Here is a 14,326-nt window from a genome sequence, read left to right on the forward strand (position 1 = left end):
AGGCAAAGATGATGAGCGATCGTATTTTTGCAGGTATCTGGCTGTTGCTCTGCATAGCCGGGCTGTTCGTGGCCTGGCAAATCAGCAGCGAATACAGCTATGAACCCGTAGGGCCGCGTCCCTTCCCGCTGGGCATTATCAGTCTGATGTTGGTATGCGCCGTGGCGCTGCTGTTGCGCCATCCGGATACCATCAGTTGGCCCCGTCGCCACGTGCTGCAAAAGCTGCTGACGATGGTAATTGTTCTGTTGATGTACGCCTGGGGTTTTGAGTGGCTCGGTTTTCCCATCGCTACCGCCATTCTCACCGTGGTGATTGGCATGCTGTTCGGCGCAACCATCCCGGCTGCGGGTATTTCCGGCGCGGTGCTCGGCATTCTGCTGTGGTATGCCTTTGACCGACTGCTTGACGTCACCTTACCACTCGGCGCCTGGCTGGGTTAACGGAGAAACGATGGATACCTGGATTTATCTTTCTCAGGGTTTCGCGGTGGCAATGACGCCGGAAAACCTGGTCATCGCCTTGATAGGCTGTTTTGTAGGCACCATTGTGGGTTTGCTGCCTGGCCTTGGGCCGATCAACGGCGTGGCGATCTTGCTGCCGCTGGCCTTTGCTTTGCATCTGCCCGCAGAATCCGCGCTGATCCTGCTGGCTACGGTCTACATTGGCTGTGAATATGGCGGGCGCATCTCCTCCATCCTGCTGAATGTTCCCGGCGATGCGGCGGCGATTATGACCGCGCTGGATGGTTATCCGATGGCGCAGCAAGGACGCGGCGGCGTGGCGCTCTCTATCTCGGCGGTCAGCTCTTTCTTTGGTTCACTTATCGCCATCGGCGGCATCATTCTGTTTGCCCCGGCGTTAGCCCAATGGTCGCTGGCCTTCGGTCCGGCAGAATACTTTGCCTTAATGGTTTTCGCCATTGCCTGTCTCGGCAGCATGATGGCGCAAAATCCGCTGAAATCATTTCTGGCAGCGCTTATCGGTCTCGGACTTGCGACCGTCGGCGTAGACGCCAACACCGGGGTTTATCGCTTTACTTTTGACAGTGTCCATCTCTCCGACGGTGTGCAGTTTATCGTAGTGGTGATTGGGCTGTTCTCTGTCTCTGAAATACTGTTAATGCTGGAACATACCAGCAGTGGCCAGACGCTGGTGCGTAAAACGGGCCGCATGTTGTTCAACGCCAAAGAAGGCGCACAGTGCGTAGGAGCCACCCTGCGTTCATCAGTGATTGGCTTTTTCGTCGGCGTTCTGCCTGGCGCTGGCGCCACCATTGCCAGTGCCATCACCTACATGACCGAGAAAAAGCTCAGCGGCAACAGCGACAGCTTTGGCAAGGGGGATATTCGTGGCGTAGCGGCACCAGAAGCCGCCAACAACGCCTCGGCCTGCGGCTCTTTCATCCCAATGCTGACGCTCGGCGTGCCGGGCTCCGGTACCACGGCGGTGATGATGGGTGCGCTGACGCTGTACAACATCACCCCGGGGCCGGCGATGTTCACTGAACAGCCGGATATCGTCTGGGGGCTGATTGCGGCGCTGCTGATCGCTAACGTAATGCTGCTGGTGATGAACATTCCACTGATCGGTCTGTTTACCCGCATGCTGACCATTCCGCTGTGGTTTTTGGTACCCGCTATTGCGGCAGTCTCCGCGGTAGGTGTGTACGCTGTCCACAGCACTACCTTCGATTTGGTGTTGATGGTCGCCCTCGGCGTGCTGGGCTACATTTTGCGTAAAATGCACTTCCCAATGTCGCCATTGATTCTGGGCTTCGTTCTCGGGGAAATGTTGGAGCAGAACCTGCGCCGGGCGTTGTCTATCAGTAACGGGAGTATGGATATTCTGTGGGCCAGCGGCGTGGCGAAAGTGCTGCTGGTGATGGCGGTACTGGTTATCGTGGTCCCGCCGGTGCTGCGCATGATCCGTAAACGCAACAGCAAACCGCAGGTGGATATCGGTTAGTAACGCGCCTTGTCCGGCCTACGATTAATCGCCACTGTAGGCCGGATAAGCGCAGCGCCATCCGGCATTTTCATATTAATTCCTGAACTGCACTAAGAACGTGCTCAACAAACCGTGTCAGCTTGGGCAACGGACGCAAATCCTGTCGCCACAGCAAATGAATCGGCCGCGGCTGTGGCGTAAATACTTCCAGAATACGAACCAACTTGCCAGTAGCCAGCTCTTCTGCCAACAGCACCTCCGGTTGCAATAATAGCCCAGCCCCCGCTACCGCCGCCATACGCAGTCCATGACCATCGTTACAGCGCAGGATCGCATCGCGTTTCCATCTGACTTCCCCCGTCACGCCAGGCAGTATCCACTCGTTGCGGGCCGTCCACACGGTATGGGACAGACACAGATGATCCACCAGATCCGCGGGCGTCCGGGGGGTGCCATGGCGGGCAAGATATTCTGGCGAAGCACAAATTGCCATACGGTAGGGACACAGGTATTTCGCCACCACGTCAGTCTGATGGATATCGCCAATGCGGATCGCCAGATCGACACCTTCATTAACCAGATCAACCATCCGGTTGGTTAGATCCAGTTCAATGCGCACCTCTGGCCAGGTCTGTAAAAACGCAGCGGCCAGTGGCGAGATCACGCAAGCGCCAAAAGACGTGGGCGCGCTTATGCGCAGCGTCCCTGCTGGTGCCAGCCGCAGACGCTCTACCGAACGTTCAGCTATCGATACCTGCTCCAGCACGCGACGGGCTTCTTCAAAATAGACGCGTCCGGCATCGGTCAGACTCTGGCGACGCGTATTGCGCTCCAGCAAACGCGTGCCGAGCTGCGCTTCCAGTTGGGCGATATATTTTCCCACCATCACCGCAGACATCTCGAGCCTCGTCGCCGCAGAAGTAAAGCTCCCGCTCTCCACCACGGCGACAAACGTTTCCATGCCGCGTAACTTATCCATATTGCAAACCCCTGGTTAGTAATCATCTAACTTTTAGCCAGTTTATCCGATTTCATTTTCATTAAAGAATAGCGGCTCACACTATTGCGGAGGTGGTTATGAAAATCGTCATTATTGGTGCCAGTGGTACAGTGGGTCGCGCAGTCACAGAAACGTTAAGCCGTAAACATGAGGTGATCCGCGTAGGTCGCACGCAGGGGGATTACCAGGTCGATATCACCTCGCAGGAGAGTGTCGAGGCATTGTTCGAAAAAGTCGGTCGGGTAGATGCGATCGTTTCCGCCACCGGCAATCTGTTCTTTGGACCGCTGTCGACAATGACCGACCAGGACTTTAATCAGGGGCTTCAGGATAAACTGTTAGGCCAGATACGGCTGGCCTTAACCGGACAGCATTACCTCAATGATGGTGGCTCGATAACGTTAATTAGCGGCATTATCGCCCACGAGCCCATCGCACAAGGCGCAAATGCGGCAACGATCAATGCCGGTTTGGAAGGATTTGTGCGCGCCGCTGCCTGTGAGCTAGAGCGTGGTCAGCGTATTAACTTGATAAGTCCGACCGTGCTGAGTGAATCCGCCGAAGCCTTTGACGGTTTCTTCCCCGGCTTTGAAAGCGTCCCCGCCGTCACGGTCGCCAACGCCTATCGCCGCAGCGTCGAAGGCATCCAGACCGGGCGCATTTATAAAGTGGGTTACTGTTAACCGTTTTTTCTCGCCTCTTACGTCATCAGTAAGAGGCGAGGAGTCGCATATTTCAGGCACCCGTTTCGTTTCTGATCCGCGCATTGATGTATTCCACGGCCTGCGTGACGTCCATAATGCCGTTAATCGCATTCGTCACGCCTTGCCCGATAATAATCTCTGCCTGTCGCAGGTTAAAAGGCTCACCTTTACTTCCCTGAGACTCCCGTATTCCCGTCATGCCTTTTTCATTCAGTAAATTAAACCACGGGTAGAGATTGAGAACATTTTGATCGTGGCATATTCCAGACCAGGCGCTGTTGCCCCCCAATAGAACCAGATGGCGCGAAATTTCATCGGAATAAAGCCAATGAAAAAACTGCTCAACCTGTTTTTTCTTCTTACTGTAGCGAGACATTCCAATAGAGCCACCGCCCAATTGTGGAAGGTGCCCCGGAACGGGAGCATAGCCAATCGTGGGGGCGATAGTCGTATGCGCAACATCGTTAAACAAATTGAGATACATAATCAGCATGGCGAGATTTCCACGCTCAAACTGTTTAACCGCATCACTCCACCACTCACCAGGGAGATTCACGGCGATAGAAAGCTGGTGCAGATATTCTTCGAGTGCAGCGGCAGCAAGCGAAGCATCAAGTTGTACCGGCTCGCCCTCACGCACCAATCGTCCCCCTAACGCGTAGTAACGCAACAAGTACTCAGTGGCGATAAGTCCTGAGCTGCCCAACGTCACCGCCGTTCCCATCGGACGCTGTCTGTTTTCTGGCTGATGCAATTGACTAAAGAAAGCGGCAATCTCATCAAATTGTGCGAAATTCTCTGGTAGCGTTAACTCTTTGCCTGTTGATTCATAAAACATCCGTTTAATCGTCGCATCTTCAAACAGATCTCGTCGATAAAACAGAAGCTGCATACTGGCATCAAAGGGAATTGCCCATGCAGTCCCATTCACCTGGCTGAAGTGCTGCTGAATTTGCTCAGAGAAGTTATCCAGCAATAACGGGAGTTCGGGGGAGACCGACTCCAGCGGCAATAATGCTTTTTCTGCAAACCAGGGAAAACATGCCATATCGATTCGCAGTAAATCGTAATAAGGGTGCAGGTGAAGATGAGAGAGAATTTCAAAAACCTCATCATACGGATAAACCGCAAGATTAACCTTAATACCGGTCTGGCGATAAAAGTGAGGTAACAGTTTCTTCAGCGCATCGGTCGAAGGGCTGGGCAAAATTAACATATTCAGCGTCGCCTCCGTCTCATGAGGCGGAGCGTATTGCCCATTCCAGGAAAAACCGCAATTCGTCAGAATACGGTGCTTCTCTTTACTTTTGGGTTGGCGAATACATGAAGCAATAGTTGTCCCCAGGCGGGCATAATCCATCTGATAGCTGGTGATTCCATCAAAAGATGCAGGAAGATTATCACTCAGTTGTACTATCGGCGGGCAGGACTGAGAACTCCCAAACCAGGACGCTTGCGTCAACGCACGCGTCTTCTCACTGTCCTGAACAATAAACAGATCGGGTATCGCCCCCCGGAAAAAGTCAAACGCGACGGTGTTAACTTCACTGGCATGCGCAGGTATAACCGTAAGCTTTGTGTGCGGACTTAACTCCCGGCATACCTTCTGTATCGCTTGAGTAAAGCGTGCGCTGTGGGCAAATTCCAGCGGCTCGCAGAAAACACCAATATGACCCGGCAGCTGCGCCAGTGCCCTTCTTGCGGTTTCTTCCCCTGCGGTCACATAGTCAAGGCTAAAATAACAAACTGCACCGGCTGGCTGGCGATACGCAAAAAGCACATTCTCCGGGGAGAGCCTGAGCATATCGTAATAGGGCTGGCTGTTGTCCAGGCAACTCACGGTGACAACAGCCTGGTAAGACTTTGCCGCCAGTGTTTGCAAAATATCCAGTTCCAGATTGGGCAAATCATTAGTCAGGTAAAGATCAACCGGTTCGCTGAGTGAAGGTTGCCAGGCCTGGTGTAATCCCCGATAAAGTTGATAGTAACGTTCCGCATTGATGTCCGGCAGAATCAAGGCCACTCCCTGACTTTTGCTGGCTCTCAATGATTGCGCCTGCGCATTCAACTGATAGCCAACTTCTCGGGCCGCACGTTGAACCGCTTCAATCTTCTCAACGCTTACATTTCCTCTGCCATTGAGCACATTCGAGACAGTCCCATGCGATACACCGGCAATTCTTGCTATGTCTTTGATAGTTGGCATTTTTACACCCTTCCCCTGATGTTTTGATGCTAGCACGGCGCTCATCAGGAAACTATCTCCAGCAAGATAATTTGAACGTTACAATATTAAAAAGTGCATTTTATCAACACATTCTTATAACCACCTCTCAACCCCACATAGCACGAAGAAATGAACTAAAAATTTCAATGCTATGAAATATAAAAATAAATTATTAAATTCTTGAAGAGGATCACTTATGCAACAAAAGATCGTTGTTGCCTTGAAGCTGCAGGATAATAATTGACACGTTCCAATTACGTTTCATTACATTTTCGTTCAAAAAACAACACTCTGTTTTGATCAAGAGGGAAACATGAATATTCATTTTCTGGGAACCGCAGCATCCGAAGGGATACCCAATCCTTTTTGCCGTTGTGAGCACTGTCAGCAAGCCCGTATTCGTAAAGGCAAAGACATACGCACGCACTCTTCAGCGATCATCGACGATGAACTGTTGATCGATGTCGCGCCTGAATTCAGCCAGCAACTGCTGCGAGATGGCCTGGACGCAACAGAGATCAAATCGCTGCTGTTCACGCATACACATCCCGATCATTTCAACGTCGGCGATCTTTTTAGCCGAATGGAAGGGTACGGATTTGAGATTACTCATCCGTTGCACATTTTTGGTAATGACCGTGCGATTAACGGCGCGGCACAAGTGTTACCAGGCTACAGCGCAGAAAGATTTGCTTTTCATTGCCTGGTTCCCTTCGTAACCGTTGAAACCCGCGGATACCGAATCACTCCACTGCTGGCGAACCATGCCAAATGGGAGCTTTGTTATACCTGGTTTATCGAAAAAGATGGTCAGTCAATTTTCTATGGACATGATTCGGGCTGGTTCCCTGAACTCACCTGGCAATGGTTAAAAGGGAAAAAGATCGATTTAACGGTGCTGGAATGTACCTACGGTTTTAATGGTGATAACCGTACAAATAACCACATGAGTCTGGAAACCGTCTTCGCTGCCAGAGACAGGCTTGCAGAACTGGGCTGCCTTGAGAAAAATAGCCAACTCATCGTCTCGCATGTCTCACACAGCGGCGGTCTACTGCACGACGATCTCGTGGCGGCGTGCGACAAAGAGAACATTCTTGTCGCCTGGGATGGGCTTAACCTGAGCATCAACCAATAAGGATATGCAATATGGACCTTAATAAAACACCACGCCTGCTGGTTATGATGTTCATACAATATTTCATGCAGGGCGCCTGGAATATGACCATGGGACTGGTATTAAGTACCTATGGTATGGCGACCATTATTGGCTCATCTTATGCTTTGCTTGGTCTGGCGACCATCCTTTCGCCACTCTTTATTGGCATGGTAGCCGACCGTTTCTTTTCGTCACAAAAAGTCATGGCGATCCTGCATTTAATTAATGCTGGCGTACTGTTGTTTGTTCCACAATTTATTGAGGCACAAAACACGGGCATGACGTTGACCATGATCTTCCTGGTCGGTCTGCTGTTTTATCCAACAACTGCGCTGGCTAACAGCATCAGTTTCAGCCACATTAACGGGGTGAAATACTTCCCCTTTATTCGTGTATTCGGCACATTTGGCTTTATGGTCATCGGTTTTATTATTGGTGAAATGGGCTATTCTGGAAATACCATCACCTGGTATATTGCGTCAGCCTCCGGTGTCGTGCTCGGCCTTTACTGCTTTACGTTGCCAAACACCCCACCGAAAGCAAAAGGAAGCGTATTTACACTCCGCGATCTGTTATGTCTGGACGCTCTGGCACTCTTCAAGGACCGCAGTTTCTCGGTTTTGATGCTCAGTATTTTTGTCCTGATGATCCCCAAAACAGCTTATTCCGCCTATATCCCGGTCTTTTTAAAAGCGCTTGGATTCGATAACGCCGCGTCAATGATGCAGGTCGGCATCGCCTGTGAAGTCATTTTTATGTTCCTGCTCTCGTTTTTCTTACTGAAAGCCGGCTTCAAAATTACTCTCATGTTGGGCGCCGTTTGCTGGATCATCCGCACACTGTTGTTTGCTCATGCATCACTGGATGCCAACATGATGTTTGTGCTGATCGGTCTGATGTTGCAGGGATTCTGCTGGGACTTTTTCTTTACCGTGGGCGACATTTATGTTGACCGTAAAGCCGCGCCAGAGATTAAAGCACAAGCCCAAAGCTTGCGATTTATCGTCTCCAACGGCGTCGGTTTGCTGTTTGCCTCTACCGTATGCGGTCAAATCTTCAACAGCACCGTGACGGAACAAGGCCCACAGGCGTTACCGCAATGGGAAACATTCTGGCTAGTTTCAGCAGGTGTTGCCGCAGTGGTCAGCGTATTCTTCCTGATATTCTTCCGGGACGATATTTCAAAACGCAAAGCAGACCTCCCATTGAAAAAAGCAAACTCCTGATCGTTAAAGACTCTTTCATTAAGGTAATTGCATGAATAATCTGGCCGCCATCATCAATGAGCAAGGATTGTTGCCTTTAACTACGATCATCAAAATCAGCATTGCATTTATTCTGGGTGGCATTATAGGCCTGGAAAGAGAATCGAAAGGGAAACCGGTTGGCTTCAAAACTTGCGTTATTTTATCCGTAGCCAGCTGTGTGTTAACTGTCGTATCAATACAATCTGCAGAATACTATGCTGAAATTTCGATGAACATCCGTAGCGATCCTATGCGTCTGGCGGCTCAGATTATTAGTGGCGTTGGTTTTCTCGGTGCGGGAGTCATTCTGCACCGACACGACGATGCTATTTCTGGTCTCACTACTGCGGCAATTGTCTGGGCATCTGCTGGAGTGGGAATCACCTGTGGGGCCGGTTTTTATTTTCATGCTTTTTTTGCCACGGCTTTATTTTTATTGGCAATTAAATTAAGCCCGTTCATTATTTTCTTACAGACTAAAAACCAGTTCCCCGGAAAAGTAAAAGTCAGGGTTATTCTTGATGAACGCGATGCGCTCGAAAATCTGATAACCCGCATCCATCAACAGAAAAACATTATTGAAAACATAACGATCAGGGATATTAAGAAGGGTAAAATCGAGGTTAATCTCAAAATCGTAATTCGTAAGAAGATGACCTTGCCCGACTTGTACCACGATCTCACTCATGTTGAACACGTCTGCGCTATTGCTCTTGAACATTAAGATTTTTTATTTACCTCTTTAAAATCAGGTGGTTACCACCTGATATAACCGCTCTATCCCCGTCTTCGCTTTAAATCCCTACTGTTTGAAATGTTAAATATTTGTTGCTTTTGATCACAAATAACAAACAAACAAACTCATTATGTGCGCGTTTTTCAAAAATGTAGATATTTTTAATTTATGGCTACGAAACGAGCTGCGCCATATCTCCCTGACAATCTACTGAGAGGAACGATTTGATGAACGCACTGACTGCCGTAAAACCAAACGCTGAAGATCCAGCCCAGCACTACAGCGGTTTCACGCTGAAACCGTCAGCCCAATCCCCACGCCTGCTGGAGCTGACTTTTTCCGCTGAAACCACTGAGCAATTTCTGCAGGCCGTCGCGCAGTGGCCGGTGCAGGCGCTGGAATACAAATCCTTCTTGCGCTTCAAAGTGGGCAAGATCCTCGACGACCTGTGCGGCAATCAGTTGCAGCCTCTGCTGCTGAAAACGTTGCTCGATCGTGCCGAAGGCGCACTGCTGATCAATGCCGTTGGCGTGGATGATGTGGCGCAGGCAGAAGAGATGGTCAAGCTGGCGACGGCGGTAGCGCATCTAATCGGACGCTCGAATTTTGATGCGATGAGCGGTCAATATTACGCACGTTTTGTGGTGAAAAACGTCGATAACTCAGACAGCTATCTGCGCCAGCCTCACCGAGTGATGGAATTGCACAACGACGGAACCTATCTCGAAGAAATCACCGATTACGTGCTGATGATGAAGATTGACGAGCAGAACATGACCGGCGGTAACTCGCTGCTGCTGCACCTCGACGACTGGGAACATCTGGATCAGTACTTTACCCATCCGCTGGCGCGTCGCCCTATGCGCTTTGCCGCGCCGCCAAGCAAAAACGTGAGCCAGGAAGTGTTCCATCCGGTATTTGACGTTGACCAGCAGGGTCGTCCGGTGATGCGCTACATCGACCAGTTCGTCCAGCCAAAAGACTATGAAGAAGGCGTCTGGCTGAGTGACCTGTCCGACGCGCTGGAAACCAGCAAAAGTATTATTTCCGTACCGGTTTCAGTGGGTAAATTCCTGCTGATCAACAACCTGTTCTGGCTGCACGGTCGCGATCGTTTCACCTCGCATCCTGACCTGCGCCGCGAACTGATGCGCCAACGTGGTTATTTCGCTTACGCGACAAACCACTACCAGACTCATCAGTAAGCGCGAAGGAAAAAAGCGGATGTATGATTTTGTGATTATTGGCGGCGGCATTATCGGCATGTCGACCGCCATGCAGCTGATTGATGTCTATCCGGACGCCAGAATCGCGCTGTTGGAAAAAGAGTCCGGCCCGGCCTGTCACCAGACGGGCCATAACAGCGGCGTCATTCATGCCGGGGTCTATTACACTCCCGGCAGCCTGAAGGCGCAGTTTTGCCTGGCCGGAAATCGCGCCACAAAAGCCTTTTGCGACCAAAACGGCATCCGCTACGACGTCTGCGGAAAAATGCTGGTTGCCACCTCCCCTCTGGAAATGGAGCGCATGCGCGCGCTATGGGATCGCACCGCCGCTAACGGTTTGGAGCGCGAATGGCTGAATGCGCAGGAGCTTCGCGAGCGTGAACCGAATATCACCGGTCTGGGCGGCATTTTTGTTCCGTCGAGCGGGATCGTCAGCTACCGTGAAGTCACCGCCGCGATGGCGAATATTTTCCAGACCAAAGGCGGTGAGATTATTTACAACGCCGAGGTCAGCGCGCTGAAAGAGCACGCTACGGGCGTGATTGTCCATACCCGTCAGGGTCAGGAATATGAAGGCGCGACGCTGATTAGTTGTTCTGGCCTGATGGCGGACCGACTGGTGAAAATGCTCGGCGTTGAACCTGGCTTTATCATCTGTCCGTTCCGTGGCGAATATTTCCGCCTGGCGCCAGAACATAATCAGATAGTTAACCATCTGATCTACCCCATCCCCGACCCGGCAATGCCGTTTCTCGGTGTTCATCTGACCCGGATGATTGACGGCAGCGTCACGGTCGGCCCAAACGCGGTGCTGGCATTTAAACGTGAAGGCTACCGTAAGCGTGACTTCTCGCTCAGCGATACGCTGGAGATCCTCGGCTCTTCTGGTATTCGCCGCGTGCTGCAAAACAACCTGCGCTCAGGGCTTGGCGAAATGAAGAATTCGCTGTGCAAAAGCGGTTATCTGCGGCTGGTACAAAAGTACTGTCCGAGCCTGACGCTTAAGGATCTGCAACCGTGGCCTGCGGGCGTGCGGGCACAGGCGGTATCACCTGATGGCAAGCTTATCGACGATTTTCTGTTTGTCACCACGCCACGCTCAATTCACACCTGTAACGCACCTTCTCCGGCGGCAACATCGGCAATCCCTATCGGTGCACATATTGTCAGCAAAGTTCATGCGCTGCTGGAGAACCAGAGTAATCCCGGACGCACGCTGCGTGCGGCACGTAGCGTGGAGACATTACACGCCGCATTTACCCGTTAAACCGATTAAGACAGGAAGCAATCATGCAACTTAACGATCCAACCTTATTTCGCCAGCAGGCACTGATCGACGGCAACTGGCGTGACGCTAACAGCGGCGAGACCATCGCGGTGACCAATCCCGCCAACGGTCAGCAATTGGGTAGCGTACCTAAAATGGGGGCAGATGAAACCCGCGAAGCGATTAACGCCGCAAACCGCGCTCTGCCGGCCTGGCGTGCGCTGACTGCCAAAGAGCGGGCCAACATTCTGCGCCGCTGGTTCAACCTGATGATTGAGCATCAAGACGATCTCGCCCGTCTGATGACCCTGGAACAGGGAAAACCACTGGCGGAAGCCAAAGGCGAAATTACCTACGCCGCCTCCTTTATTGAGTGGTTTGCCGAAGAGGGCAAACGCATTTATGGCGATACGATCCCTGGCCATCAGGCTGACAAACGCCTGATCGTCATCAAGCAGCCGATCGGCGTTACCGCCGCGATTACGCCGTGGAACTTTCCCTCAGCGATGATCACCCGTAAAGCCGGTCCGGCGCTGGCAGCAGGCTGTACGATGGTGCTTAAACCCGCCAGCCAGACCCCCTACTCCGCTCTGGCGCTGGCAGAACTGGCTAATCGCGCCGGGATCCCGGCTGGCGTTTTCAGCGTGGTGACCGGTTCTGCGAGCGCGGTCGGTAACGAGCTGACCGGCAACCCGCTGGTGCGCAAACTGTCATTTACCGGCTCAACCGAAATTGGCCGTCAGTTAATGCAGCAGTGCGCCAAAGACATCAAAAAGGTATCGCTGGAACTGGGCGGCAATGCGCCGTTTATCGTCTTTGACGATGCCGATCTTGATAAAGCCGTGGAAGGTGCGCTGGCCTCGAAGTTCCGTAACGCCGGGCAAACCTGCGTCTGCGCCAACCGCCTGTACGTGCAGGACGGTGTGTATGAGCGTTTTGCCGAAAAACTCCAGCAGGCGGTGAGCAAACTGCATCTCGGCGATGGTCTGCAACCAGAGGTCACCACCGGACCGCTGATCGACGATAAAGCGGTTGCCAAAGTGCAGGAACACATCGCCGATGCTCTGGATAAAGGCGCGCGCATTATCGCGGGCGGTAAACCTCATGCGCTCGGCGGTAACTTCTTCCAGCCCACCATTCTGGTAGATGTGCCTGACAACGCGAAGGTCGCCAAAGAAGAGACGTTCGGACCGCTGGCTCCGCTGTTTCGTTTTAAAGACGAAGCCGACGTCATCGCTCAGGCCAACGACACCGAGTTTGGTCTGGCCGCCTATTTCTACGCCCGTGATTTAAGTCGTGTCTTCCGCGTTGGCGAAGCGCTGGAGTACGGCATCGTCGGGATTAACACCGGCATTATCTCCAACGAAGTCGCCCCGTTTGGGGGAATCAAAGCCTCCGGTCTTGGCCGTGAAGGATCAAAATACGGCATCGAAGACTACTTAGAAATCAAATATATGTGCATCGGCCTTTAATAAAATAAATACTGGAGAACACCTGATGAGCACCAACAAAGAACTTATGCAACGTCGCAGCAACGCCGTTCCCCGTGGCGTAGGCCAGATCCACCCTATTTTTGCCGAGCGTGCAGAAAACTGTCGGGTCTGGGACGTTGAAGGCCGTGAATTCCTTGACTTTGCTGGCGGTATTGCAGTGTTGAACACCGGTCACCTGCACCCGCAGATCGTCTCTGCGGTAGAAGCGCAGTTGAAAAAGCTGTCCCATACCTGTTTCCAGGTACTGGCCTATGAGCCATACCTGGAGCTGTGCGAAATCATGAATAAGAAAGTGCCGGGTGATTTCGCCAAGAAAACCCTGCTGGTGACCACCGGTTCTGAAGCGGTAGAAAATGCGGTGAAAATCGCCCGCGCCGCCACCAAACGCACCGGCACAATCGCCTTCAGCGGTGCTTACCACGGCCGTACCCACTACACCTTGTCACTGACCGGGAAAGTGAACCCATACTCTGCCGGAATGGGGCTGATGCCGGGCCACGTGTATCGCGCGCTTTATCCTTGCCCACTGCACGGCATCAGTGACGACGATGCTATCGCCAGTATTCACCGCATTTTCAAAAACGATGCCGCGCCAGAAGACGTCGCCGCCATCGTAATTGAACCCGTCCAGGGCGAAGGTGGTTTTTACGCCGCTTCCCCTGCTTTTATGCAACGTCTGCGCGCTATTTGTGACGAACACGGGATCATGCTGATTGCTGATGAAGTACAGAGCGGTGCGGGCCGCACCGGTACGCTGTTTGCCATGGAGCAGATGGGCGTTGCGCCCGATCTCACCACCTTCGCTAAATCCATCGCCGGAGGCTTCCCGCTGGCAGGCGTGACCGGACGCGCCGATGTCATGGACGCTATTCCACCGGGCGGTCTGGGCGGTACCTATGCAGGTAACCCAATTGCCTGTGCCGCTGCGCTGGCGGTACTAAACATTTTCGAGCAGGAAGATCTGCTGCAAAAAGCCAACGAGCTGGGGCAAACCCTGCGTGAAGGCCTGTTGGCTATCGCGGAAACCCACCGCGAGATTGGCGACGTACGCGGGCTGGGCGCGATGATTGCTATCGAACTGTTCGAAGACGGCGATCGCACGAAGCCCGATGCCAAACTGACAGCTGAAATCGTCGCTCGTGCCCGCGATAAAGGGCTAATCCTGCTCTCCTGCGGACCTTACTACAACGTGCTGCGCATTCTTGTCCCACTCACCATTGAAGACGCGCAGATCAGTCAAGGGCTGAACATTATCGCTCAATGCTTTGATGAAGCTAAGCAAGGTTAAGACGCAGGCACCCGTGCCGGATGGCGACG

General features: G+C 52.3%; 12 protein-coding genes. 10 read left to right on the top strand and 2 right to left on the bottom strand.

Features of this window, described 5'->3' with window-relative positions; genetic code table 11:
* The first annotated feature begins 8 nt into the window (after positions 1 to 8).
* Positions 9 to 443 carry a tripartite tricarboxylate transporter TctB family protein gene (locus tag WN16_RS21860; RefSeq protein WP_008321484.1) on the top strand — a complete coding sequence of 145 codons (435 nt, stop codon included), beginning with the start codon at positions 9 to 11 and terminating at the stop codon, positions 441 to 443.
* A gap of 10 nt (positions 444 to 453) precedes the next feature.
* The gene (locus tag WN16_RS21865; protein WP_003826025.1) at positions 454 to 1,968 is read left to right on the top strand and encodes a tripartite tricarboxylate transporter permease; all 1,515 of its coding nucleotides are present in this window, start codon (positions 454 to 456) and stop codon (positions 1,966 to 1,968) included.
* Between the two features lie 70 nt (positions 1,969 to 2,038).
* Here WN16_RS21865 and WN16_RS21870 read toward each other — a convergent pair whose 3' ends face one another.
* A complete protein-coding gene (locus WN16_RS21870; RefSeq protein ID WP_044699652.1) occupies positions 2,039 to 2,929 on the bottom strand; it encodes a LysR family transcriptional regulator in 891 nt (296 codons plus the stop codon).
* A 98-nt stretch (positions 2,930 to 3,027) separates the two neighbouring features.
* Between WN16_RS21870 and WN16_RS21875 the strand changes: the two genes are divergently transcribed.
* Positions 3,028 to 3,633 (top strand): short chain dehydrogenase, encoded by a 606-nt coding sequence (locus tag WN16_RS21875; RefSeq protein WP_044699654.1) that lies wholly within the window; start codon positions 3,028 to 3,030, stop codon positions 3,631 to 3,633.
* 52 nt (positions 3,634 to 3,685) lie between these two features.
* On the opposite strand, the gene WN16_RS21880 is transcribed toward WN16_RS21875, so the two are convergent.
* On the bottom strand, positions 3,686 to 5,860 hold the full coding sequence (locus WN16_RS21880) for an extracellular solute-binding protein (RefSeq protein WP_044699680.1): 2,175 nt from the start codon (positions 5,858 to 5,860) through the stop codon (positions 3,686 to 3,688).
* Positions 5,861 to 6,194: 334 nt separating this feature from the next.
* On the opposite strand from WN16_RS21880, the gene WN16_RS21885 reads away from it, so the two are divergent.
* The 7 genes from WN16_RS21885 to gabT all read left to right on the top strand — a co-directional run bounded on the left by WN16_RS21885 (position 6,195) and on the right by gabT (position 14,297).
* Positions 6,195 to 7,019 carry an MBL fold metallo-hydrolase gene (locus WN16_RS21885; protein ID WP_003037212.1) on the top strand — a complete coding sequence of 275 codons (825 nt, stop codon included), beginning with the start codon at positions 6,195 to 6,197 and terminating at the stop codon, positions 7,017 to 7,019.
* Positions 7,020 to 7,030: 11 nt separating this feature from the next.
* Complete coding sequence (locus WN16_RS21890) at positions 7,031 to 8,266, top strand: MFS transporter (protein WP_003037215.1); 1,236 nt, start codon at positions 7,031 to 7,033, stop codon at positions 8,264 to 8,266.
* A 31-nt stretch (positions 8,267 to 8,297) separates the two neighbouring features.
* On the top strand, positions 8,298 to 9,011 hold the full coding sequence (locus WN16_RS21895; protein WP_003037218.1) for an MgtC/SapB family protein: 714 nt from the start codon (positions 8,298 to 8,300) through the stop codon (positions 9,009 to 9,011).
* Between the two features lie 239 nt (positions 9,012 to 9,250).
* The gene (gene glaH / locus WN16_RS21900; protein ID WP_003839704.1) at positions 9,251 to 10,228 is read left to right on the top strand and encodes a glutarate dioxygenase GlaH; all 978 of its coding nucleotides are present in this window, start codon (positions 9,251 to 9,253) and stop codon (positions 10,226 to 10,228) included.
* A gap of 19 nt (positions 10,229 to 10,247) precedes the next feature.
* Positions 10,248 to 11,516 (top strand): L-2-hydroxyglutarate oxidase, encoded by a 1,269-nt coding sequence (gene lhgO / locus WN16_RS21905; RefSeq protein WP_044699657.1) that lies wholly within the window; start codon positions 10,248 to 10,250, stop codon positions 11,514 to 11,516.
* Positions 11,517 to 11,539: 23 nt separating this feature from the next.
* Positions 11,540 to 12,988, top strand: coding sequence for an NADP-dependent succinate-semialdehyde dehydrogenase (gabD, locus tag WN16_RS21910; RefSeq protein WP_016150865.1), 1,449 nt, complete (start codon positions 11,540 to 11,542; stop codon positions 12,986 to 12,988).
* A 25-nt stretch (positions 12,989 to 13,013) separates the two neighbouring features.
* Positions 13,014 to 14,297, top strand: a complete 1,284-nt coding sequence (gabT, locus tag WN16_RS21915) for a 4-aminobutyrate--2-oxoglutarate transaminase (protein ID WP_044699659.1) — start codon at positions 13,014 to 13,016, stop codon at positions 14,295 to 14,297.
* Positions 14,298 to 14,326 lie beyond the last annotated feature (29 nt).

It is taken from the genome of Citrobacter sp. ABFQG (genome assembly GCF_004322975.1).
GTDB lineage: Bacteria > Pseudomonadota > Gammaproteobacteria > Enterobacterales > Enterobacteriaceae > Citrobacter > Citrobacter freundii.

Bases quoted from the DNA above. Each gene is read 5' to 3' on its own strand.
- WN16_RS21860 (WP_008321484.1), top strand. From the start codon at position 9: ATGATGAGCGATCGTATTTTTGCAGGTATCTGGCTGTTGCTCTGCATA.
- WN16_RS21865 (WP_003826025.1), top strand. From the start codon at position 454: ATGGATACCTGGATTTATCTTTCTCAGGGTTTCGCGGTGGCAATGACG.
- WN16_RS21870 (WP_044699652.1), bottom strand. From the start codon at position 2,929: ATGGATAAGTTACGCGGCATGGAAACGTTTGTCGCCGTGGTGGAGAGC.
- WN16_RS21875 (WP_044699654.1), top strand. From the start codon at position 3,028: ATGAAAATCGTCATTATTGGTGCCAGTGGTACAGTGGGTCGCGCAGTC.
- WN16_RS21880 (WP_044699680.1), bottom strand. From the start codon at position 5,860: ATGCCAACTATCAAAGACATAGCAAGAATTGCCGGTGTATCGCATGGG.
- WN16_RS21885 (WP_003037212.1), top strand. From the start codon at position 6,195: ATGAATATTCATTTTCTGGGAACCGCAGCATCCGAAGGGATACCCAAT.
- WN16_RS21890 (WP_003037215.1), top strand. From the start codon at position 7,031: ATGGACCTTAATAAAACACCACGCCTGCTGGTTATGATGTTCATACAA.
- WN16_RS21895 (WP_003037218.1), top strand. From the start codon at position 8,298: ATGAATAATCTGGCCGCCATCATCAATGAGCAAGGATTGTTGCCTTTA.
- glaH (WP_003839704.1), top strand. From the start codon at position 9,251: ATGAACGCACTGACTGCCGTAAAACCAAACGCTGAAGATCCAGCCCAG.
- lhgO (WP_044699657.1), top strand. From the start codon at position 10,248: ATGTATGATTTTGTGATTATTGGCGGCGGCATTATCGGCATGTCGACC.
- gabD (WP_016150865.1), top strand. From the start codon at position 11,540: ATGCAACTTAACGATCCAACCTTATTTCGCCAGCAGGCACTGATCGAC.
- gabT (WP_044699659.1), top strand. From the start codon at position 13,014: ATGAGCACCAACAAAGAACTTATGCAACGTCGCAGCAACGCCGTTCCC.